General features: G+C 61.1%; 12 protein-coding genes. 2 read left to right on the top strand and 10 right to left on the bottom strand.

Features of this window, described 5'->3' with window-relative positions:
* Nucleotides 1-94: 94 nt before the first annotated feature.
* From FHS09_RS15360 to FHS09_RS15380, 5 genes are all read right to left on the bottom strand, one after another.
* A complete protein-coding gene (locus tag FHS09_RS15360; protein WP_183461488.1) occupies nt 95-2,218 on the bottom strand; it encodes a cadherin repeat domain-containing protein in 2,124 nt (707 codons plus the stop codon).
* A gap of 287 nt (nt 2,219-2,505) precedes the next feature.
* Nucleotides 2,506-5,304, bottom strand: a complete 2,799-nt coding sequence (locus FHS09_RS15365; RefSeq protein WP_183461490.1) for a TonB-dependent receptor — start codon at nt 5,302-5,304, stop codon at nt 2,506-2,508.
* A 153-nt stretch (nt 5,305-5,457) separates the two neighbouring features.
* The gene (locus FHS09_RS15370; RefSeq protein WP_183461492.1) at nt 5,458-7,686 is read right to left on the bottom strand and encodes a glycoside hydrolase family 32 protein; all 2,229 of its coding nucleotides are present in this window, start codon (nt 7,684-7,686) and stop codon (nt 5,458-5,460) included.
* Nucleotides 7,687-7,694: 8 nt separating this feature from the next.
* The gene (locus FHS09_RS15375; RefSeq protein ID WP_183461494.1) at nt 7,695-8,648 is read right to left on the bottom strand and encodes a PfkB family carbohydrate kinase; all 954 of its coding nucleotides are present in this window, start codon (nt 8,646-8,648) and stop codon (nt 7,695-7,697) included.
* A 14-nt stretch (nt 8,649-8,662) separates the two neighbouring features.
* Nucleotides 8,663-10,129: a glycoside hydrolase family 32 protein gene (locus tag FHS09_RS15380; RefSeq protein WP_281383163.1), complete on the bottom strand. Its 1,467-nt coding sequence runs from the start codon at nt 10,127-10,129 to the stop codon at nt 8,663-8,665.
* Nucleotides 10,130-10,380: 251 nt separating this feature from the next.
* On the opposite strand from FHS09_RS15380, the gene FHS09_RS15385 reads away from it, so the two are divergent.
* Both FHS09_RS15385 and FHS09_RS15390 read left to right on the top strand, forming a co-directional pair.
* Nucleotides 10,381-11,418: a LacI family DNA-binding transcriptional regulator gene (locus FHS09_RS15385; protein ID WP_183461499.1), complete on the top strand. Its 1,038-nt coding sequence runs from the start codon at nt 10,381-10,383 to the stop codon at nt 11,416-11,418.
* Between the two features lie 27 nt (nt 11,419-11,445).
* Complete coding sequence (locus FHS09_RS15390; RefSeq protein WP_221192037.1) at nt 11,446-12,687, top strand: MFS transporter; 1,242 nt, start codon at nt 11,446-11,448, stop codon at nt 12,685-12,687.
* 128 nt (nt 12,688-12,815) lie between these two features.
* Here FHS09_RS15390 and FHS09_RS15395 read toward each other — a convergent pair whose 3' ends face one another.
* The 5 genes from FHS09_RS15395 to FHS09_RS15415 all read right to left on the bottom strand — a co-directional run bounded on the left by FHS09_RS15395 (nt 12,816) and on the right by FHS09_RS15415 (nt 22,361).
* Nucleotides 12,816-16,994 carry a GH32 C-terminal domain-containing protein gene (locus FHS09_RS15395; protein WP_183461501.1) on the bottom strand — a complete coding sequence of 1,393 codons (4,179 nt, stop codon included), beginning with the start codon at nt 16,992-16,994 and terminating at the stop codon, nt 12,816-12,818.
* Nucleotides 16,995-17,165: 171 nt separating this feature from the next.
* Nucleotides 17,166-18,824 (bottom strand): glucose-6-phosphate isomerase, encoded by a 1,659-nt coding sequence (gene pgi / locus FHS09_RS15400; RefSeq protein WP_183461657.1) that lies wholly within the window; start codon nt 18,822-18,824, stop codon nt 17,166-17,168.
* Nucleotides 18,825-19,112: 288 nt separating this feature from the next.
* Nucleotides 19,113-19,892: an enoyl-CoA hydratase gene (locus FHS09_RS15405; RefSeq protein ID WP_183461503.1), complete on the bottom strand. Its 780-nt coding sequence runs from the start codon at nt 19,890-19,892 to the stop codon at nt 19,113-19,115.
* Nucleotides 19,893-20,060: 168 nt separating this feature from the next.
* A complete protein-coding gene (locus tag FHS09_RS15410; protein WP_183461505.1) occupies nt 20,061-20,984 on the bottom strand; it encodes a dimethylarginine dimethylaminohydrolase family protein in 924 nt (307 codons plus the stop codon).
* 126 nt (nt 20,985-21,110) lie between these two features.
* Nucleotides 21,111-22,361, bottom strand: coding sequence for a Zn-dependent hydrolase (locus FHS09_RS15415; protein WP_183461507.1), 1,251 nt, complete (start codon nt 22,359-22,361; stop codon nt 21,111-21,113).
* Between the last annotated feature and the right edge of the window lie 52 nt (nt 22,362-22,413).

Here is a 22,413-nt window from a genome sequence, read left to right on the forward strand (position 1 = left end):
ATAAGCGTACACCGATCCATTTATGGGCGCATTGCGCGGTACACTGGAGTGGTACCGCAAAAAAACCCCTGCAGATCAGGGGCTGAAAACCGACTTAATTGCGGGGCTCTGAACTCATATGTACGTGGTCGAAGCTGACAAAACCGCAGCCGCCTGGCTCGTTGTCAAAGATGCGGATCTTCACGTCGGAGCCGGCCTGGGCGCCGAGGTCGATGGTCACCCAGTCGTCGTCGCCATTGATCGCGGCGGGACCGCAGGAGTTGGGCGTGTAGGAGGCGATAACACTCTCGTCCGCCGCGCTCAGCACTTCCAGGCCCACCGGTGCGGTGCCGTTGCCACCGGCCATCAGGAAGTTCAGGTAGGAGCGCTCCGCGTCCACGGTCACCGCCGGGGAAGTCAGGGTGCCGGTGGGCGCATCACAGCCCAATTCATTGTTGTTGAGTTCGCAGGTGCTCACCGCCATAGCGCCCACCCGCGCCTCGCCACTTACACCGCGCCAGGCGTCGGCGCCCGCCGGGCCGGCAAAGTCGCCGGTGGCGGTCCAGTCGGAGGCAGTGGCATCGTCGAAGTCGCCGATCACCTGGGCGAAGGCATCCTCCCCGAGGGTGACGTTGAAGCCGAGCTGCTTTTCCGTTGCCGGAGTCAGCGTTACGCCGCCGCCGTCTATGGCGTTGTCCGCGGGGTTCCAGGCTTCCGCCGCCTGGTAGAAATGGTCGGCGCTGACAAATCCGCAACCGCCGGCTTCTTCGTCAAAAACCTGCAGCTGCACATAAGCATTTTTCACCGCCGCCATGTCGATCGACGTCCAGTCGTCATCGCCGTCGATATAGGACGGGCCACAGCTGTTCGGAATATAGGTGTGCAAAACGTTGCCGAAGGTGTCCAGCAGACGCACGCCCACCGGCGCGCTGCCGTTTCCGCCCCCCATCAGGAAGTTGAGGTAGTCCTGGGTAACTTTGAATGCCGGAGAGATCACGGAACCCACAGGCGCGTCACAGCCCGCGGCGTTATCGTTCATCTCGCAGGTACTGATTGCGCGCTCCCCCACCCTGGCGCCGTCATCGGCAATTGTGGTGCCCTCCCAGCTGTCGATACCCGGTTCCGCGAAGGAGCCGCTTGCCGTCCAACCGCGCTTCTCCACCATATCCTGCGGGTTTTCGAAGCTGGCATTGGGTATCAGCCCCGCCATGCCCTGGGTTTCGTCAAAGGTGACATTCTTCGGGTTCAGCGGTTTAACGGCTGCACCGGCATTGGTACCACGGGGGGCGTCCGTCTGGTAGAAGTGATCCATGGCCAGGAAACCGCAGCCGGCGGTTTCGTTGTCGTAGAGACGCAGTTTGATGGTCTCGCCGATCAGGCCGCTGGTATCGAAATGCACATAATGCTGGTCGCCCTTCAGCCAGGCGTCGCCGCAGCTGTTGGGTGTATAGCTGGCCAGCACGGTATCGTCCGCGGCGAGAATGACTTCCACACCCAGGTCGTTGGAGCCGTTGCCGCCGGACATCAGGAAGGTGATGAAATCGTGGGTCACTTCGATATCGAGTATGGTGATGCTGCCCACGTGCTCGTCACAGCCGCTGAGGCCGCCGATTTCGCAGGTGGACACGGATACCTCGCCGATTCGCGCCGCGGTATCGACGATTTCCGGGCGATATTCCAGGCTGTTCCATCCCGCGGTGGCGATGCCCGGGTCGGCGAATACCCCGGTCACAACGTATTTTTCCGGCTCCGCCTGCATGGACACGGGGAACTCGAAGCTGGTGATGATGTTTTCCTGAACAAAAGTGGAGTCATCGACGGTGACGTTGGCGTAGACGTTGGACTCGATTTCCTCTTCGTTGTCGGTCACCACCACCGTCACGGGAAGTTCCGCATCCGCGGAAAATCCGTCGGAGGCGATCACCGTAAACCGGTAGGTGTTGTCACCATCCGCGTCCGCGGGCTGCTCGAAGTCGGTGGGGATGGCGAAGCTCAGCACCCCTTCTCCAGTAATCGAAAAGACCGCAGCATCGGAGCCGACAAGCGACAGACTGACCGGGTTGCCCTCCGCATCGGAGACCTCAATTGTGGTCAGGTTCCTGACGCCCTCCTGAACCTCGATCACACCGGGGTCCACCAAGGTCGGGGAAGTGTTTTCCGGCAGCGGGCCGGCATCATCGTTGCTACAGGCGCCCAGCATCAAGGCGAGCGGGAGCAGTGGAAATTTTTTCAGCCACATAATCGTTTTCCTTTTATTGTTCTAAGGTAACCACTCACCCCAACAGTCCCCTCTCCCCCTTAGGGGGAGAGGGTTAGGGAGAGGGGGGTGCTGATCGAGGGGGGGGGGGGGCCCCCCCCCCCCCCCCCCCCCCCCCCCCCGCGGGGGGGGGGGGGGGGGGGGGGGGGCGGCGCTGATCGAAGCCCCCTCCCCCAGCCCCTCCCCCGCAAGCGGGGGAGGGGAGAGTAGTTACGTGCTAAGTATTTTTTGCCGTATGGAATGTACGGGGGTGAATCCTCCCGCAGCCATCAGAACCTGTAGTGCAGGCTCGCGCGCCAGGTGCGGCCAAACAGCGGCCGGGCGACACCGCGGTTGGTTGCGCCGTTGGGGCCCTTGAGGTCCACGAACAGTGGGTCCCCCTCGGTGAACGACCACTCGTCGGTCAGGTTGGCGACGTGCACCTGGGCGGCCAGGTTCGGGCTGAAGTCCCAGATAAAGCCCGCATCCACGTGGAAGTACGCCGGATACAGGGTGACGTCGAAATCCCGGGACTCCGAATAGCGCTCGCCGAAGTAGGTGTACTTCATGTACGGCTTGAACGGCAGGCCGGTGAGAGGCTTGGTGTCGTACACCATCTGCAGGTTGAACATAAAGTCGGCCAGGCGGCGCGGGGTGCGGCCGTCTTCGCCGATTTCGCGGAACTCGTAACCGATCACTACACCGTTTTCGGTAAGCTCCTGCACGACGTTGTAGTTGGCTCCGACGATTTCCGGTTGCTGGTAGACGACATTACCGGTCAACTCCAGCCCCTCGGCAAAAACCGGCTGCCAGGTGGCCTCCACTTCGATACCGAGGTTCTCGACACCCTTGCGGTAGAACTCGCGCACCTCCGGGCAGGTGTTGATATCGGGAATATCCTCGTTGACCACACACTCGCTGGAGGTGAAGTCGCGGTAGATACTGATATTTTCCCGCGGGCTGAAATCGTTGTAGAAGAGCGCCACCTGGGTATCCCAGGTATCCGTATAGAAACGCACACCGGTTTCATACTGCCAGATCTGCTCCACCTGCTCTTCGTCGCGGCTGGAATCCACACGAAACTCGTTCAGGTCCTCCAGGCTCGGCAGGCGGAAGGAATTTGAGATCAAGCCGTACACCGCCAGGCGGTCGGAGAAGGAGTAGTTGGCACCCACTGACCAGCCGCTGCCTTCGAAGGTGTCCTCGTGCGTGCGCAGTGCACCGGGCAAGAAAATTTCGTTATCGGCCGTGGTATCTTCAACTGAACCGGGCACTACGCTGTTCGGCGTCCTGTCGGAGCCTGCCTGCAGTTCGCGATTACGGCGCGCAACGACAGACTCCTGGTCCTGCCAGCGCACACCCAGGTCCAGCTTCAGGCGGCTGTCCAGCAACTCCCAGTGGTCGTGCAGGTACACCGCCCGGCCCTCGACCTCGATATCCGAGTTGTAGCCGAAGAAGCCCGGCAGAATCGCGCCGTTGTAGGTCAGGCTCGGGCCCACACGATTGCCGTTTGTATCCAGGCCGTAAAGCTCTACCAGCCGCGATCGGTCCTCCATGCTGGAAACCAGCAGGGAAGCTTGGTGCACCTGGTCGTTTTTGTACTCGCTGGCATAAACGCCAAGAGTAAAGTCGTGCTGGCCCATCAGCTCAAAGCTTTTTTGCACCTGCAGGTCGATACTGGTGCTCTCCGCTTCGACATCGGTGATAAACGGCAGCAGGAAGTTGAGGACGGTATTGTCGGCAACGCGGCTGCCGTCATCCAGGTAGAAGGCGCCAACCGACTGGGCCAGCGCATGGTTGTTGACGAAATCGTCGCGGCTGATGCCGGGGAATACCGCGGAGGGGTCTTCCGGCACCTGGAAGAAGCCGTTCAGCTTGGCCGTATCGTATTCGCCGCGCAGGGCCTGACCGTGCGCGGCGCTGACAATGTCGTTCTGGTAGCGGGCATTGAGGAATTCGGCCGCCGAAGTGGAGTCGTTGCCGGTAAACATGGCGTTGAAGTCGTTGGTGCCAACGGTGTGGCGCACGCCGGCATTGAAACGCCAGCCGGATTCCAGTTCGTGGCGGAACTTTACCGTGAAAATGTCGAAGTCCGCGTGGTTGCCATCGGCGATATCGATTTCCCGCTCGCCGTATTCCCCCAACATCCTGAAATGGCGATTGTAGGGAGACGCCACCGTGCCGTCGGCGAAGTCGATGCCGATCGGCCAGACTTCATCCCGCTTGATTTCGATCGGGTCTTCCGGCGTTCCCGGCTCACTGAATGCCGGCACCTGGAAAGGAAGATTCTGGTAGAAGGCGGTGTGGTCGTTGATAAACAGCGCATGCAGCTGCACTTGGGTGCGCTCGTCGTCACTGGTGAACACCAGGTTGCCGCGCAACTGGCCGCCCTCGTCCGCGGTGTAGCCGGTATCGCGAATACCGTCGGAGTTGCGGTAGAAGCCACCCAGGGCGTAGGTCAGGTTGTCGGTGGCGGGGCCGGACACGTAGAAATCGTTGCGCAACAGGCCGTAATCGCTGGCCTCCACCTTGTAGGCGCCTTCGAATGCCTGGCCGCCGGTACGGGTCACGTGGTTGACGGTGGCACCCAGGCCGTTGGAATAGAGAATGCCACCAGTACCCCCCTTGACCACCTCGACGCGCTCCGTCATCAGATCGCCACGGACAGCCACGTCGTTGTTCATGAACTGGACTTCGGGCTCCTCGTACCAGGGCAGCCCGTCGATCAGCTGGGGCGCGTAGCGGTAACCGCCGGTGACCGGCAGTCCACGCACCGTGATATTGTTGCCCGCTTCACCGGCGGTGCCGCCCTCCGCAAAGATGCCAGGCACATTCTGCAGCAGGTCCGCGGTGCTCACTGGGGCCAGCCGCTGCATGTCTTCCCGGTTGAGGGTATTGATGGAAAAAGTGGCGTCGGCCTTGGAGGTCTCCTCCACCACACCGGTGACAATGATCTCCTCCAGTGCTTCTTTTTGTGGCTTCTTACTCGTGTCGACGGTCCGCTGATCTGGGTCTTGTGCCACTGCAGTGTTGATAGCCAGAGCCAGGGGTGCGACAACAAACACCAGCCGGTCGAACTCTCTCTTCATCGCGGGATACCTCCTTGAGGCGTCTTATTCTTTTTAAATTTATTAGTCAATTTTGTCTATCGTTGGACATTCCCTCCGGAAAACCTATGTCCATCGGTAGACATTGTTCTTCCATATCCACGCACTTGTCAACACCAAAGTGCGACCAGCTTTTCAATTTGGTTGCTGATTTCCGGGCACGTGCAGCGGCCAAACGGTAACTTTTTCCCGCCGTCCCTCACCTCCTGGCGACGACAGGCGCACACCCCGCGCCTGCGGGTCTTGCGGGTAACTGCGAAACGAGAAGGCGGCGGCGTCGTTGATAAAGACCTCAATCACCGAGGCATCCACGAAAATGCGCAGTGTGCGCATCGGACCAAAGGCGGCGCTGTCGTAATCCGCCTGTAAGCGGTTCGGACCCTCTCCCTGACTGCTCTTGGAGGAATGCGTTTTGTCCAACACCAGGGTGTTGCGCTCGCCATCAAACCCGAGGCGCGTATATTCCTCATCCGGGGACACCAGCAGGTCCACCTCCAGCACCAGCGGCTGGTCATCGCCGGCTTCGATCAACAGCTCATAGGGCCCTTCCGGCCGCAGCAACTCACGGGGCTCGCGGGACAGTATCTGAGCCCCGGTTTCCAGCAACGGCCGGCCCCGCAACGCGGTCAGTTCCGGGGCAGGCGACTGGCCCAGCGTGCGCCCGTCTTCCAGCAACTGCCAGCGCCGCGGGAAGCTGAAGGTATGCGCCCAACCGGCGTCTTCCTGGGCCTGGGGGGTGCGCCGTTCATCCACGATGCCGATGGCCCGCAGGCTGTCGTCCGAGGCGCGCTCCACGGTCGGCGCCAGATGTCCGGGCAACAGATCCAGGTTTTTGGGTTCGCTGCTGTAGGGATGGAAGAGTCCGTCGCGCCACCGGCCCATCCAGTAGACCGCGCGGGTGGCGGGGTCGCCGTATTTGGAGACTTCGCCGCCAATGGGGTTTACCACCAGGATGTGGGTGTCATCGGATATCGGCTCGAATACGGGCATCTCCCAGATCAGGGAGCCGATATCCATTTCCCGGTAGGGCTCGCTGACAAAGCGGCGCCGGTGCTCCCAGTTGCCTCCCTCTTCGCTCTTCTCCAGTACATGGTAATCCAGCCCACCGCCGCTTTTCAGGGCGGCGCCGATCAGCATGTGCCAGGTGCCGCCGTCCCGGAACAGGTAGGGGTCGCGGAAATCCCGCACGTATTTGCTGTTGATAATTGGCCCCAGTTTGCGCCAGTGGCGCAGCTCCGGGTCTTCGCTCACCGCCATGGACACGCCGGGGTTGCTGGCCTTCAGGCGGTCAAAGTGATTGACGCTGGTGTAGAACGCAAAGGCCTTGCCGCCGTCGTAGATCACATCGCCGGACCAGATGCCCTTCATGTCGAAGCCGAACTTGTCGGTCTGCAATTCCGGCCACAGGGCGTCTTCGATATTCTCCCAGCGCAACAAATCCCGGCTCACCATATGCCCCCAGTGCATCTGGGTTTTATAGGGACCATTGGGCGTGCGCTGGTAGAAGAGGTGCCACAGATCCCCCACCTTCACAAAGCCGTGTGGCTCATTGGACCAGTTGGCAGGAGGCATGGCGTGCAGCCGCGGCCGCAGATGATCGCCCGCGAAACGGCTTTCCGGCACCGCCAGCGAAAGCTCCGCGGAGATGGTGTCCGGGTAACGCCCGCGGATCGCCCGCATTTCCGCCGCGGAGAGGCCGCGCCGGTACAGCCGCAACTCGTCGAACGCGCCGTTTAACCGGTTTACGGTGAAATTGAGCATTTCCGCCTCATCGACCGCGCGCGCCAGGCGAATCGGCACCCCGGCCGGGCGCAGCGGAGCGGGAAGCGCTTTGCGGGCGACCGTTTTACCGTCGAGATACAGTACAGCCTCCCCTTCATTTACGGACAGCCCCAGTTGCACCCACTGGTAAAGGGGGAAGTTTTTTTCGGCTGCCAGACCCACTTCTCCTTTATCCGTCTGCAGGCGCGCGCCCCAGCGTCCGAAGGTATCGATATGGATATCGAAGCCGCCTCTGTCGTCCCACTGATGGACAATCGAGGAGGGCGACAAGCTGGATACCGGCACTTCCAGATCCGACGGATAGCTTTCCAGTGCCAGCCAGATGGTCAGGGAAAATTCCTTGGCGGTTTTTTGCGGCAATTCCGCCCAACTGGAAAACCCGTCGCTACGCCAGGCCCTGCCAACGACTCCCGGCACGGAATCCGGCGCGGCAAACTGCGTGTGAAGGCGCATCGGCGCCAGGGTGTCGGCATCCAGCCGCTCGAAATCCTGTCGATACACCGGCAGCTCTTCCGCTGCAACAGGCAATGGGGTGACAAGCACCAGGAAAAGAAATCCGAACAGTCTTTGTAAACCCGACATGATCACTCCTACACTTTCTCAGCCGCGAGAGCGCTTTGCACCTCTCCCAGCGTGGGCGGATTGCAGCCACGACGGGAAACATTGATCGACGCCGCCTGCTGGGCAAAAGCCAATGCCGCTTCGAGCGCGGCGGAATCCAGCGCGGCATCGCTGTTCAACAGAAGGTCGTTCCGCACCAGGTGGGAGAGCAGCACAGCAAAGAAGGTATCGCCCGCCCCCACCGCATCGCCGAGAACCTCCGGCACCGCGGCCGGCTGTTGCACCCGCCCTCGGCGGGAAATCAGGGTTGCGCCGAGCGCGCCCTCGGTGAACGCCACCAGCCGGGTTCGCCCGTCGCGCAGCAGGGCTTCGCAAAACCGCAGCGGTTCGCGCACACCGAGCAACTGCAGGTCTTCGTCACTGACCTTGAGAATATCGGCGCAGCCGATCAACCGCTTTACTGCAGCCACATAGGCGTCCGTATCGCGGGCGACGCCGCTGCGCAGGTTGGCGTCGATGCTGACGGGGACTCCCCGCGCGTGCAGTCGGGCAAATACTTCGGCGAGCGTGGCCTCCATCTCGGCCACCAGGGCCAGGGAGCCGCTGTGGAACAGGCGGCACTGCGGATGTACAGCCTCCACTAAAGCCTCCGTATCGATATCCAGATCCGCGACGCCTTCCCGATACAGGCGGTAGTTCGGTTGGCCGTCTTTGCCGATGGAAACCAGCGCCAGCGATGTCGGACGAGGAGAGTGGGCCACCCTGCCGATATTGATCGACTCCGCCAGCGCGGCAGCCGCAATCCGCTCCCCCATCCTGTCACTGGAGATGGGGGCCAGGTAATCGCAGGCCAGCCCCATGCGGGCGAAGCCCCGGCAGACGTTGAACGGCGAGCCGCCGACATGGGGCTCGAAGTAACCGCCGGGTGTTTCGATCAGGTCGATCAGGGCCTCGCCAAAAACGGAAACGCGCAACTCACTCATGGGACACCTCGTCCTTACAGGCGATACAGCGCAAGGGGAACGGCCGCGCTCGCCGTCCGGCGCAATGCCATACGGGATAGCGGCTCGCTGGAAAAGAACAGCGCCGTAAGCGCCGTCTTGCCGCCGTCGATAAAGATTTCCATCGAACTGCCATCGATCAGAATCCGCAGCTCACTATCCCGGTGCAATCCGTGCACCAGCGGGGCGGAAATCTCGCACCCAAAACCCTCTTCCATCCAGCCGGATTCGCGCCGGTCGACGAGCAGTTCGCCGCGCTCGGCGGAGAGCGCCAGCAGCAGCCGCTCGCCAATGCCGGTGGAGAATTCCAGCTCCAGCTCCGGCGCCTCTCCGATTTTCAGGACCAGGTCCAGCGCGCTGTCTCCCGGCGGAGATATCGAATTGCCCGCACGCAGTTGCATGGCCGCCACCCGCCGCCGCGCCTTATCCACTTCCCGCGCCGGGCCATTGGCGAGGCGCAGGGTATCCCGATCCCGGTAGAGGGACAGCTCCCGCGGAATCGTCATGGCGCCGCGCCACAGGGATGTGGGCACTTTGTTGGCGTACTGCCAGTTAGACATCCAGCCAATCAATAGCCGGCGATCATCGACCCTCTGCAGCCCATCCCAGGTGACGCCGGCGTAATTGTCGGTGCCGTAATCCAGCCAGCGGATATCCTCATGTTCCGGCACAAACGCTTCGCCGTCGAAATCGCCGATAAAGTACTGGGTGGCGGAACCGCCATTGGGACCGCCGGGATTGATGCTCACCAGCAGGCACCAGCGCTCTTTCCCATCTGGAACCGGCAGCGGGAACAGGTCCGGGCACTCCCAGACGCCACCATGGGCTCCTCGGGTGCGGCCAAACTCACCGGCGAGCGCCCAGTCTTTCAGGTCTCCCGAACGGTAGAAATGCACCCGGTCCCCCACCGCCAGCACCATCACCCAGTGGCCGCCGGCCCGGTGCCAGATGACTTTGGGGTCGCGGAAATCCTTGATTCCCGGATTGGCGATCACCGGGTTGTGGGGATACTTCTCCCAGCTTTGCCCGCCGTCGGTGCTGACCGCCAGGCTCTGCACCTGTACCTCGTGCTTGTCGTGGTGGGTAAAGGTGGCCACCAGCGGCGGCCGATCGCCCCGCTGGAAGCCGGAGGTATTCTCCCCGTCCACCACCGCGCCACCGGAGAAGATCATACCGAGGCCGTCCGGCTCGGAGGCCAGCGCCACCGGCTGCTCTTCCCAATTCAGCAAGTCTCTGGAGGTGGCGTGTCCCCAGTGAATATCGCCCCAGACGGAATCGCCGGGGTTGTATTGGAAAAGCAGGTGGAAGACCCCGTCCAGGTACACCATGCCATTGGGATCGTTCATCCAGTTGCGCGCCGGCGCAAAGTGCCTGCGGGGACGCCAGTGGGAGCGGACCGCTTCAGTGGGTGTATCTTGCGTTGAGAGGGCGCTAGTCCCTGCGGTTGCGAATTCTTGTTCCATAAATTTTGCTTTTTATATCTGCTTTGTTTCGATTTTGCGCGCCTTCAGCGCACATCCAACACCATGGGGCCGGTGTGCAGAAGAAACTCCGGATTCTCCTTCCCGCCGGGAATTGCCAATTCCGAAATGTCTACCGTTGGACATTATACGGATAGGGGTTTAGTATCTGTCAATAGATGGCGCCAACTTGGTGAGTCCCGGCTCCAATCGGGTATAGTGCCGGCTTGTTCAATCGATAGACATGCGAGCCTATGAGTTCAATCAAAGACGTGGCTGAGCTGGCCGGCGTTTCCGTCAAGACAGTGTCCCGCATTCTGGGCGGGTTTGAGGGGGTGAGTCCGCGCACCCGGGAGAGGGTGCAGGAGGCCATGAACCGCCTCGAATACTACCCCTCCGCGGCGGCACAGTCTCTGCGGGGCAAGGAGACGGGGTTGGTGAGCCTGATTACCGATCACCTGACCACCACCCCGGACGCCTATGAAATCGTGGCGGGTATCCAGAGTGTGTGCGAACGGCACGGCAAACTGCTGCTGATTGGCGAGACCGGCGGCAGCGATAAAAACTTTCAGAGTCTGGTGGAGGACTTTCGCCGGCAGCGCGCCCAGGCCATCATTTTCGCCACCATGTATCACCGCGAGGTGGAGATCAAACAGTCTTTCGAGCGCTGCCCGCTGATCCTGCTGAACTGCTTCGATGCGCACAGCGGCTACCCCAGTATCGTCCCGGATGATGAGCAGGGGGCCTTCGATGCCACCGAGCACCTGCTGGCTCGAGGACATAAACGGATTGCCTTCCTCACCCTGTTTGAGGACATGCCGGCAACTCCACTGCGGACACGGGGGTATCGCCGGGCACATGAGCAGCGCGGGATCGAGATCGATCCGTCGCTGGTCGTCGCAGGGGTGTTCCGGGATCCGGAGGACGAGTTTTCCGGCCTGGAGGCGCGGTTGAAAGCGCTGTTGGATGGCCCGGATGCGCCCAGCGCCATCCTGTGCGGTAACGACAAAATGGCCATGCGCGTTTACATGCAGGCCATCACCCTGGGCTTTCGGGTTCCCGGCGATTTATCCATTGTCGGTTACGACAACTACCGCATGATTGCGGAAAACCTGGTGCCCAAGCTGACAACCGTCTCTCTGCCTTACTTCCGCATGGGAGAGCTGGCGGCGGAGCTGGCTATCGGTGACCAGACGGAACCCGGTGAGTTGAAGAATGGCAAGAGGCAGAAACAGAAGCAGTTCAGAATCGGTGGCGATCTCATCGTAAGGGGGTCCACCGGGTTTCGATAAAAAACGATAACAACCGAGAGTCCAGCGATGATGAAAACCTCCACCCGCAACTACTGGCTATTGAGTACCGCGCTGTTTGCGTTCTTCCTCACTTGGTCATTCGCCTTTTCCCTGTTTCCCATCTGGCTGAACCGAATCGTCGGCCTCGGTGGCGAACAAACCGGAGTGATTTTCAGCATCAATGCCTTAGCGGCCCTGCTGGTGATGCCCTGCTACGGCTATCTGCAAGACAAGCTGCAGCTGAGGAAAAACCTGCTCTACACTGTCGGATTCCTCCTCCTGGGGTCCGGTCCCTTTTTCATCTTCGTGTATGCGCCGCTGCTGCAGGCACAGTTTTACCTGGGCGTTTCCATCGGCGCCTGCTATTTCGCGCTGGCATTCATGTCCGGTGTGGGTGCCCTGGAAACCTATATCGACCGCTGCGGCCGCCTGACCGGCTTTGAATTCGGCAAGGCGCGCATGTGGGGTTCCTTGGGGTGGGCCTGCGCTACATTTTTTGCCGGCTCGCTGATCAATATCAATCCGGATATCAACTTCTGGCTGGCCAGCTCCTCGGCGTTGATTTTCTGTCTGGCGATACTCATGGTTAAGGCGCCGGAAAAGGTGGAAGCCAAACTGGAAAACCAGGAAAGAGTGCAGATGCGCGATGCCATGGCACTTCTGAAGCTGCCCACCTTCTGGGCCTTTGCCACCTATGTGATGGGCGTGACCTGCGTCTATTCCGTCTACGATCAGCAGTTCCCAGTTTACTTCGCCTCCCTTTTCGATAACATGGCTGAAGGCACCGCCATGTTCGGCTACCTGAACTCGGTGCAGGTGTTTCTCGAGGCCGGTGGCATGTTCGTTGCGCCGTTTATCGTCAACCGTATCGGCGCCAAGAACGGCCTGCTGCTGGCCGGGGTCATCATGGCTGTGCGGATTCTGGGCTCCGGCGTTGCCTCCGATCCGATATCGATTTCAGTGATCAAGCTGCTGCATGCTGCGGAACTGCCGATCATGCTGGTGGCCATTTTCAAGTATATCGCCAGGAATTTTGACCCGCGCCTGTCTTCCACTCTGTATCTGGTCGGTTTCCAATTCACCACTCAGGTAGCCGCCAGCGGCCTGTCTGTGATCGCCGGCATGATGTACGACCGGATAGGTTTCGCCAATGCCTACTTCGTACTCGGCGCCGTGGTGGTGATCTTCCTGGCCATCTCCGCCCTGGCTCTGTGCAACGACCGCGATGCGGAATTTGATGGCCTCGCTGTGGCCAAGCCGGCAGGCTGAACAGCTTCCAAATCCCAAAACCCAAAAGGCCCCGGTGACGAATCGCCGGGGCCTTTTTATTATTGCTGATCGCTGCTTCCAGCGATGATTCTTACTGGCCTGTAGCGGGGTACGGATCCCGTCCAGATTCAGGCGCCCCCACCCTCCAGGGGAATGCGCACGTCATCCAGGTTGATATGGCCGAAGCCCCCACTGCTGTTGTCGACCAATTGCAGGCGCAGGCGTTCGCCGATATGCGCTGCGGCATCGAAACAGTGCTCGCGATACGCCTCGCTGTCGTGGCCTGTGGTGCGCATCAGCTCCGCACCGTCCGCCACACGCTCCAGCGCCAGGTACAGGGCGTCCGGCTGATTGCCGCCGGAAATCAGGAAGCAGACCCGGCCGTCGCCACCGAGTAGGAACTCATCGCTGATCATGCGCCCGATACCGCCGTCGCCCCCATCCTGAAAACCCCACAGGTGGCGCTGCCCCTGGTGATTGAAGGGCACTCCGTCCCAAAAGGTAGTCGCTGTGGAGATATCCGCAACGTTGAAGGCGTCGCCCTCCAGTTGCCAACCGCTCAGATCACCATTTTCGAAATCCCAGTGCAGCTCGTCGCCGGCCTCCGGCGCAGCACCGACCAGTACCGGGATCGAAGTGCTCGCGGTAGCATCCGCGCTCTGCGCCAATATCGTGGTACTGCCGCTCGCTACTGCAGTCACCAAGCCGTCACCGACCGTGGCCACAGAGGTATCTGTGCTCTGCCACAAAATGGGCTGGCTGCAGGCAAAGGCGGGCTGTAGGTCCAGCGCTATCTGCACTGTTTCTCCCTGAGTAAGATTCAGGCTCGCGGGTGCTGCAGAGATGGTTTCCAGCGGATAGACGTTCGCCGATGGCATAAGCCCATCGGCGCTGTCCGCTACGGGAACGCGCAGATTGTCCAGATTGATATGCCCCCAGCCGCCCTGAGCGCTATCCTGCAGTTCGATATACAGCTGCTCGCCGATATACGCCGACGCATCCCACACAACTTCGACATAGGTTTCGGAGTTGTGGCCAGTGGCCCGTATCAGATCGGCATCATCATCGGTGCGGCGCAGCGCCGCGTAGAGATTGATACTGTCGGCACCGCCAGAGATCAGCATACGGATCTGTCCGTCGCCCTCCAACACAAAATTTCCGGTGCGCATCAAGCCCGTAGCGCCGTCACCTTCCGCGGCAAAACCCCAAAGGTGGAACACCCCCTGGTGGTCAAAATTTCCTCCGTGCCATTGCACATCGCTGACCACGGCCGCCTGGGAGAAAGCGCTGCCGGACATCAGGCACCAGTTGCCGAGGTCGCCGCTCTCGAAGTCGTAAACAAGACTCCCGCTGACCGCCTCAAACACCACGCCGCCACTACCGGTGGGTGAGGCCCCGTGCAATTCCGGGTCGGGATGAACGAATGCCGCAGGATCGACGGTGAGACTGATATTGTCGATATCGGAATCGTAATCGGCAGCTTGGCCAGTCAGCTGTATCTTTACCGTTTGGGAATCCACCCGAACCAGCGTATAACCCAAGCCATCCGGTATACCGTCGAGCTGCCAGTGCGCCTCGTCAAGCGGCAGGGAGAAGCTGTTGTTTTCCACCCGGACAGTAATTTCCGCCCCGTCTTCACTGCCTTCCCGGATGGTCCCGCCCGAGGACAGGGTGAGGCTGGTCGCCGGCTCAAGTTCGGCAGTGAACACAACGCCGCCGGCCTGGATATTCCGGTCGGATTTCTGCAATGCCGCTGCGGGGATATCCAGAACCACATTGGTGATATCAGTGTCATAATCCTCACTGGCGTTGCCAGACAAAGTCAACTCCACATGGGTATCGTCAATCCGCGTTATGGTTCCGAGATCGACTCCGGCCGGCAGGTTCATCAACTGCCACTGCGCCTGATCCAGGTCCGGGAGCAGAAGGTCGTTGCGGATTTCAACGGTAATCCGTTCCCCGCTCTCCAATCCCTCGCCGATATGACCATCGCTGATCAGGGTAGCGCTCGGGCCCACATTGCGCGAAATCGGCCGCAGCGGGTACCAGCTGGCTTCCGCCAGTGCCACATCGCCATCGCTGAACAGAGACAGGCCAGTGCTGTCGGCGCGAGTGGGGTAGATACGGTTGGAGAAAACCGCGCGATCATTGATAAACACCGTGACCACGGAGTGGTCCACATAGAGGCGCAAGAACTGGGGTGCACCGAAGGCGGCGACATCGTAATCCGCACTGTACTGTCGCAGCTCTTCCTGCGCTGTGTTGTTGCTGGATTGCCGCTTATCGATGGTGATGGTGCCACCCTGCAGGTAGATCCGCGTTGTTTCGTCGCCATCCGGCGAGGTGGCCAGATTGAAACCAAACGTCTGCTCCGCCAGAGGCTCCGCCAGCTCGACCTCCAGCTCATAAAGGTGACCGGCATCCACCAGCAGCAACTCGCCGTTGACGGTCTGCACGCCCCATTGCTGCAGCTCTGCGGTATCTCGCAGGGATTGCAGTTGTGGGTGCGGGCGCTGCCATAGGGTTTGGCCGTCGTCCCCCAGTGACCATATCCGCGGCAGGCTGAAGGTGTGTGCCCAGCCCTGGGTATTCTGCATTTCCGAGCTGCTGCGTTCGTCGACGATGCCGATGGCCACCGGCTCTCCATTCTGTCTCGCCACGGCGGGCGACAGGTGGCCGTGAATCAGGTCAAGGAATTTTGGCTCCGCGCTGTCCGGCACAAACTGCCCCTCGCCGTTGCCGTCCAGCGACCAGGTTCCGGTCCAATACACACTACGCACAAAGGGCGCATCGTTCTTGCGCATGGACCCGCCGATGGGGCTTACTACCAGCGCGTATTTATCCACACCATTGTGCTCACCGATATATTCGAACACCGGCATTTCCCAGATCGCGGAACTCGGATCCATTTCCGTAAAAGGCAGACTGGAAAATGGCCTCGCCGCACGCTGCCAGTTGTCTGCATCGAGATCGTCGGTGGTGTAATACTCGACTCCGCCGGCACTGCCCATGGCGGCGCCGATGAGCATGTGCCAACGGTCGCCGTCGCGCCACAGGTAAGGATCGCGGAAATCGGCAATGCCGCCGGGGTTGGGCGTGTTTTTGTCGATGATGCCGCCGCGGCGCTGCCAGCTTTCCAGATCGATGTCTGTGCTGGTTGCCCGGGCGATACCCTGATCAAACTGCCCATCGTAATTGACCGTGGTATAGAAAGCGTGAGCCACCCCCTTGTCCATCACCACATCGCCAGACCAGATTCCCTTGCTGCCGAGACCAAATACGCCACTGCTGTTTGGCTGCGGATAAAGCGCATCCTTGGCATCCACCCAATTGACCAAGTCATCTGACCACATATGGCCCCAGTGCATCATCCACTTGTAAGGACCATTGGGCGTGCGCTGGTAGAACAGGTGATAGCGCCCGTCCTTCTCCACCATACCGTGCGGCTCATTGGTCCAGTTGGCCGGTGGCATGGCGTGAATCCGGGGGCGGTGCAGGTCGTCGGCAAAGCGCGTCGCCGGCACCGCAATGGATGCCTGCCAGGACGCGCCGGCACCGGCTGCCGCTTCGTCCGCTATATCGGTATCGCTGCGGGCCGCAGCGGTAATCCGGGTATCATCGTAGGCGGCATTGATGGCATTGACCTCAAACACCCCGTGGGACATCTGCGGTGCGTCGCTGCGCGCAATAATGAGTTGATTGGCGGAAGACCCTTGCAGCGGAGCTGCGCTTACCTGGCGCAGCGCAACCGGATCGCCGTTGAGAAACAGCTTCAGCGCCCCATTGTCGACCGCCGCTGCCACATGACTCCATTCATAGAGCGGAAACACATCCGGTGCCTGCAGGCGCTCAATGGCCCCGCCCAGGTTTACGTCCAGCCACCAATTGCCGTAGGTATCCATGCCCAGACGAAAACCGCGGTTGTCTTTCCAGCTATGGAGCAATGCAGAATTCTGGTGGGCACCTTCTACGGTGGAGGGGTAACTCTCCAGGGCAATCCAGGTGGAGACAGAGAAACTTTCCAACCCGTCCAGATTGAGTGGACCGGTTACCCAGGTGGAGTAACCGTCGGATCGGAAGGCATTGCCGAAAACGCCGGGTACCCGCTCCGGGGGATTGTCTTTGAGCTGCACGAAATAGTCGCCACCGGCACTGTTGCTCACTTGCGCAGTGCCATTTTCCTGATCGTAATTCAGAAACACTTGATCATCGGGCCCGGGCGAGGCCGGTTCACCTGCGTCGCAGGCGGGAATAGACAGTGTGCCGGCGACCACCAGAAGCGGGCCGACTATTATTTTTTTGATCATCGCTGTTCACCTTTGAGGTTCGTTATTGTTATTGTGCCCCTCCCATCCACGCCACCCGGATTTCTATCCCTGAACCGGTTGATCGCCGGGGTGAGCGGGCACGGAATGCGATTTTGGTATAGCTCGAATCGCGGAATTCCCGGACGAGGATCCCTCCCGCCCGGCAAATTATTATTTGGTGTTATTTTCAGACTGGGATTGCAGCGCGCGATATTGGGTAATCGCGGTATTGGTAGAAGTATCAAACACAGCAGTTTCGTCACCGGACATGGCCGCCAGCACATCACCACAGAGCTGTTTTCCCAGCTCTACACCCCACTGGTCGAAAGCGTTGATATCCCAGATCACACTTTGTACGTAGACCTTGTGCTCGTAGAGAGCGATCAGCGCACCGAGCGTTTTTGGCGTGAGTCTGTCCATCATCAACAGGTTGCTGGGGCGGTTGCCGGGCATGACTTTGGCCGGTGCCAGCGCTTGGGCCTCGGCATCCGAACAGCCGCTGTCGATGAACTCGCGCTTGGCCTGTGCCAGATCTTTGCCTGTCATCAGCGAGCGGCTTTGCGCCAGGCAGTTGGCCACCAGCAGGGGCTGGTGGCCCTCCGGGGATGCGGGATTTGTGAGCGGCAGAATGAAATCCACGGGGATCAGATGCGTGCCCTGATGCAACAGCTGGTGGAAAGAGTGCTGGCCGTTGGTGCCCGCATCCCCCCAGATGACCGGTGCGGTAGCGCCTGCAACCGGTTTGCCGTCGCGGGTGACACTTTTGCCATTGCTCTCCATTTCCAGCTGCTGCAGATAGGACGGCAGCAGGCGCAGATTGTGCGCGTAAGGAATGATGGCCTGGGTCTGTGCACCGAAGAAATTGCCGTACCAGACCCCGAGCAACCCCATGAGCACCGGCAGATTCCGTTCCAGCGGCGTGTCCGCAAAGTGCCGATCCATCTCTGCGGCGCCGGCGCGCAGATCGGCAAAAGCCTCACAGCCGAAGCGCAGCGCGATGGATATGCCAATCGCCGACCAGAAAGAATAGCGTCCGCCGACCCAGTCCCACATGGGGAACACCTGATCCGGGGCAACCCCAAATTCCCCGGCCCGTTCAGGCGCGGCCGTCACCGCTACGAAGTGACTGTCTATATCGCGCCCGCCGGCCGCCCCCCGCAGCCAGCTGCGCGCCGTCTGTGCATTGCGCAGGGTCTCCTGCGTAGTGAAGGTCTTGGAGGCGAGGACAAACAAAGTGGTCTCCGGGTCGCTGTCGGCGAGCGCCGTGGCGATATCCGCACCATCCACATTGGACACAAAGCGGGTGTCCAAGTGTGCGGTATGCGCTTGCAGTGCGCTGGCCACCATCTTTGGCCCCAGATCCGAACCGCCGATGCCGATATTGACGACACGGGTGAAGGGGCGGCCGGAGTAGCCACAGCGATTACCACTGTGTACGCGCCGGACATAGTCGTCGATCCGTTCCGACACACTCCGGGCCATGGCCGCGAACTCGACCGGCTCGCTGAGCCGCAAAGCCGTGTGCGCAGCCGCACGCCCCTCGGTATTGTTCACCGGCGCGCCGGCGATCAGCTCGCGAATCCGCTCCGCCATCTGGCGGCGACTGGCCAGGTCCATCAACTGCCGCAGTGCCTGCGCATCGATCAGGTTCTTTGACATGTCGAGCGTGATACCCGCGGCGCTGAAGGTGAACCTGGTCGCACGCTCCGGATCCGCCTCGAACAACTGCTCCAGACTCGCAGTCCTGAGGCGCCCAGCCTCCCGGGCAATCGCCCCCTGTTCGGTCAACCGTGACGATGCTCTATCGCTTTCCTCGTGACATTCATTCATATTGTTCTCCCCGGCCAGCCGCGCCATAAGCTGGCCTTTTTGTTCAAAGAAACCGCTCACAGACCGGTATCCGGGTACACCCGGAATCCATCAACAAAATGTCTATCGTTAGACATAATATTGCAAAAATAACTCCGCGAGAAGCCCAAAGGGTATTCGCCAGAAATGAGTTAAGCGCCCCAATTTAGGGAAGCCCGCCCCAACAGGACCCCTAGGCTTTACCGTAGATGTACAGTGCGAGCTACAAAAAGGCGATTTTGCACTACCGCTCTGTAATTTTCGATAAAACTACTCGAACCGGGAGAAATCCGCCGGCCGCTTTTCCATAAAGGCGGTGGCCGCCTCCTTGAACTCCTCCGACGCCAGGCGCTTCTGGAAGTATCCGGCCTCCCGCTCGATCACTTCCATTCCGGCGGAATGGGTACCCTGGCGCAACAGCTGTTTGGTGAGGCGCACCGCTTCGGGGGCTTTTTTTGCGAGTTCGCCGGCAGCAGCGCGCGCCATGTCCAAAGCTTCGCTGGCGGGCACTACGGCGTTGCAGATGCCGAGCTCCACCGCCTCGTCCGCGCCGAATTTTTTGCCCAGCAGCAGGAGTTCGGAAGCCTTCACGTGCCCCATCAGCCGGGGCAGGAAGTAGCTGGAAGCGTACTCCGGGCAAAGGCCGAGGTTAACGAAGGGCATCTGGAACACGGCGTCGTCGCCGGCGAAGGCCATATCGCAGTGCAGCAGCATGGTGGTGCCTATGCCGACGGCGGGGCCGTTGACGGCGGCCACCACCGGTTTCGGGAAGTTGTAGAGGGCGACCAAGAATTGGAAGACCGGCGATTCTTCGCTGGAGGCGGAGCCGCCGAGGAAATCCGTCAGGTCGTTGCCGCTGGTGAACACGCCCTCGGTGCCGGAGAGGACCACGGCGCGAACTTCGATATTGCCCGCGGCGCTGTTGAGCAGTTCGGCCAGGGCGCTGTACATGGCCATGGTGAGGGCATTCTTGCGCTCGGGGCGGTTGATGGTGATTTCCAGTACGCGGTCTGTGACCTGGGACTGGATTTCTGCGCATGGGGTTTGCATGGGCTTCTCCGGATTACAAAGATAAGCAGGTTGGCCTGGGTATCGGCACCCTGTAGGAGCGGCGGGGCGGCCATCCGCCGCTGGCCGCGATCAGTCTGCACTACGAAGCGAGGCCGCTCCTCAAAGACACCCATATTAGCCACTGCCACAGCCCGCACGAGGGCCGATTCAACCAGATTGGCTAACCGAATCTCTGCGCAGCGGCTGGCACATGCAGTGTACGCCGCCGCCGCCGGGGGTGATCATGGAGATATCGGGGTCTATCACCTCCAGGCCGTGGGCGCGGCACTTCTCCGCCAGCCCCTTATTGGCGCTGGGCAGCATTACACGGTCATTGCCCAGAGCCACCACGTTCACCCCCAGTTCCAGCACCTGCGGGAAGGGAATATCGATGATCTCGATATTGCGGCTCCTGAACCACTGCACCAGCTCCGGTTCCACCGCATCCACACAGATGGCGGCGAGTTTTTCCGCAAGCATGGCCACCATGACGTCGATATGCAGGAAGAAGGGGTCGAACTGGTAGCCTTTTACTTCCCAACCCTCTTTTTCCACCCAGCGCTTCATCTGCTGGAATCCCTGGGGGCTGGTGCGCTCGCCGGAGTAGCCACAGAGGATGATGCCGGGTTCCAACACCATGAAGTCCCCTCCCTCCAGGGAACCAGCGGTGATCACGTCGTAGATGGGAATATCCAACTCCGCGTACTTTTTCACGATCGGCACCCATTCGCCGCGGCGCCAGGGGCTGTACAGTTGGGTCACGATAGGGCCCCAGGGAGTCATTACTGAAGAGTCGCGACCGTAAATCTGGTAGGGCAGATTGCTGTCCGGCGGAATAAGGTGGGTGTTGACCCCGGCGTGGCGGTAGGCGTCAAGCATTTCCGCGTGTTGGGCGGCGGCCACCTTGTGGTCGAACACAAGCCCCAGGCGCTCGGCACGGCGGGCACTGGCATTGCCGGTGCGCCAACTGAAGTTATCCACCGGGCCGATCAGCACGTCGCGCAGCAGGCCGTATTCAGAGTCCATGCCCCACTTTTCAAGCGGTTTGGTGCCGCCCTCTTCTTTGCGGCGGCGGAGAGTGAATTCTTTCATTTATTTTCGTTCCGGATTCGTTTTCGGTGGTTTGGGGCGGGCTTGCGCACGCTGGCGGAGCTGGAGCTCCGCGGTCCCGGGGGGCCCTCTCCCCCGGCCCCTCTCCCGCAAGCGGGAGAGGGGAGACTAGGAAGCGGTGCCGGCGCGGGCCAGCATGGCCTGCAGCAACACGTTACAGCCGGCCTCCAGGTGGTCCGGTTCGGCGGATTCGGCCTCGTTGTGGGAGAGGCCTCCGGCGCAGGGTACGAAGATCATCGACACCGGTGCCACGCGAGAGACGTAGACCGAGTCGTGACCGGCCCCGGAGACCATTTTCCGGTGGCTGCAGCCCAGGGCTTTGGCCGCGTCGTCCACGGCTTCGATGCACTGGGAATCGAAGACCACCGGCGGCGAGTGCCACTCCTCGCGCACATCGATTGCGACTCCGGTGGCCTCCTCGACCTGGTCCGCCATGCGGTAAAGGGTCCGGTGAAGGTGCTCCAACCCCTCTGGCTGCGGGTGGCGCAGGTCAAGCGCCAGCGCGACCTTTTCCGGTACCGTGTTGCGGCTGCCGGGCTCGGCGCGCAGATCGCCGCAGGTCATACGTGCGTCGTCGCTGTAGGCCTTCACTTCGCTGTAGAGGCGCTCGCACAACAGCGCCAGTGCCTGCACCGGATCGCGACGATCGGCCATGGGCGTGGGGCCCGCGTGGCAGGGTGTGCCGTGGAAGGTGACGTCGTACCAACGGATGCCCTGGACGCCGGTGACCACGCCGATCACCTCGTTCTTTTTTTCCAGTATCGGGCCCTGCTCGATATGTACCTCGAAGGCGGCGGCTATGGGCTTGGGCTCGGCGGGTTCCTCGCCCAGGTAGCCGATACGCCTCAGCTCTTCACCGATGGTGGCACCGGATTTGTCCGCTCGGCCGTGGCCGTATTCGAGGCTGAACTCGCCGGCCCAGACGCCGGAGCCGATCATCGCAGGAGAGAAGCGCGCGCCCTCCTCGTTGGTCCACACCACCAGTTCCAGCGATGCCCGGGTTCGCACACCCTGGTCCTCCAGGGTGCGCAACACTTCCAGCCCGGCGAGCACGCCGTAGACCCCGTCGAACTTGCCCCCTGTGGGCTGGGTATCCAGGTGCGAACCGGTGACCACCGGCGGCGCGTCCGGCTCGCTGCCGGCGCGACGGACGAAGATATTGCCCATGCGGTCGATGCGGACCTCGCAGCCGATCTCGCGGCACCACTGCAAAAACAGGTCGCGCCCCTGTTTGTCCTCATCGGTCAATGCCTGGCGGTTGCAGCCGCCGGCGGGGGTGGCGCCGATACGGGCCATTTCCATCAGGCTGGCCCACAGGCGGGCGCCATCGATTCGCAGGGATTGCGCAGTATTTTCCATTCGCATGGTTCCAGACCTTATAATGGCACCAATATTAATGTGTTTTCCGCAA

The sequence above is a fragment of the Microbulbifer rhizosphaerae genome (genome assembly GCF_014191725.1).
GTDB lineage: Bacteria > Pseudomonadota > Gammaproteobacteria > Pseudomonadales > Cellvibrionaceae > Microbulbifer > Microbulbifer rhizosphaerae.

Excerpts from the sequence above, each read along its gene's own strand:
- FHS09_RS15360 (WP_183461488.1), bottom strand. The coding sequence starts at position 2,218 with ATGTGGCTGAAAAAATTTCCACTGCTCCCGCTCGCCTTGATGCTGGGC.
- FHS09_RS15380 (WP_281383163.1), bottom strand. The coding sequence starts at position 10,129 with ATGGAACAAGAATTCGCAACCGCAGGGACTAGCGCCCTCTCAACGCAA.
- FHS09_RS15375 (WP_183461494.1), bottom strand. The coding sequence starts at position 8,648 with ATGAGTGAGTTGCGCGTTTCCGTTTTTGGCGAGGCCCTGATCGACCTG.
- FHS09_RS15385 (WP_183461499.1), top strand. The coding sequence starts at position 10,381 with ATGAGTTCAATCAAAGACGTGGCTGAGCTGGCCGGCGTTTCCGTCAAG.
- FHS09_RS15365 (WP_183461490.1), bottom strand. The coding sequence starts at position 5,304 with ATGAAGAGAGAGTTCGACCGGCTGGTGTTTGTTGTCGCACCCCTGGCT.
- pgi (WP_183461657.1), bottom strand. The coding sequence starts at position 18,824 with ATGAATGAATGTCACGAGGAAAGCGATAGAGCATCGTCACGGTTGACC.
- FHS09_RS15370 (WP_183461492.1), bottom strand. The coding sequence starts at position 7,686 with ATGTCGGGTTTACAAAGACTGTTCGGATTTCTTTTCCTGGTGCTTGTC.
- FHS09_RS15415 (WP_183461507.1), bottom strand. The coding sequence starts at position 22,361 with ATGGAAAATACTGCGCAATCCCTGCGAATCGATGGCGCCCGCCTGTGG.
- FHS09_RS15395 (WP_183461501.1), bottom strand. The coding sequence starts at position 16,994 with ATGATCAAAAAAATAATAGTCGGCCCGCTTCTGGTGGTCGCCGGCACA.
- FHS09_RS15405 (WP_183461503.1), bottom strand. The coding sequence starts at position 19,892 with ATGCAAACCCCATGCGCAGAAATCCAGTCCCAGGTCACAGACCGCGTA.
- FHS09_RS15410 (WP_183461505.1), bottom strand. The coding sequence starts at position 20,984 with ATGAAAGAATTCACTCTCCGCCGCCGCAAAGAAGAGGGCGGCACCAAA.
- FHS09_RS15390 (WP_221192037.1), top strand. The coding sequence starts at position 11,446 with ATGATGAAAACCTCCACCCGCAACTACTGGCTATTGAGTACCGCGCTG.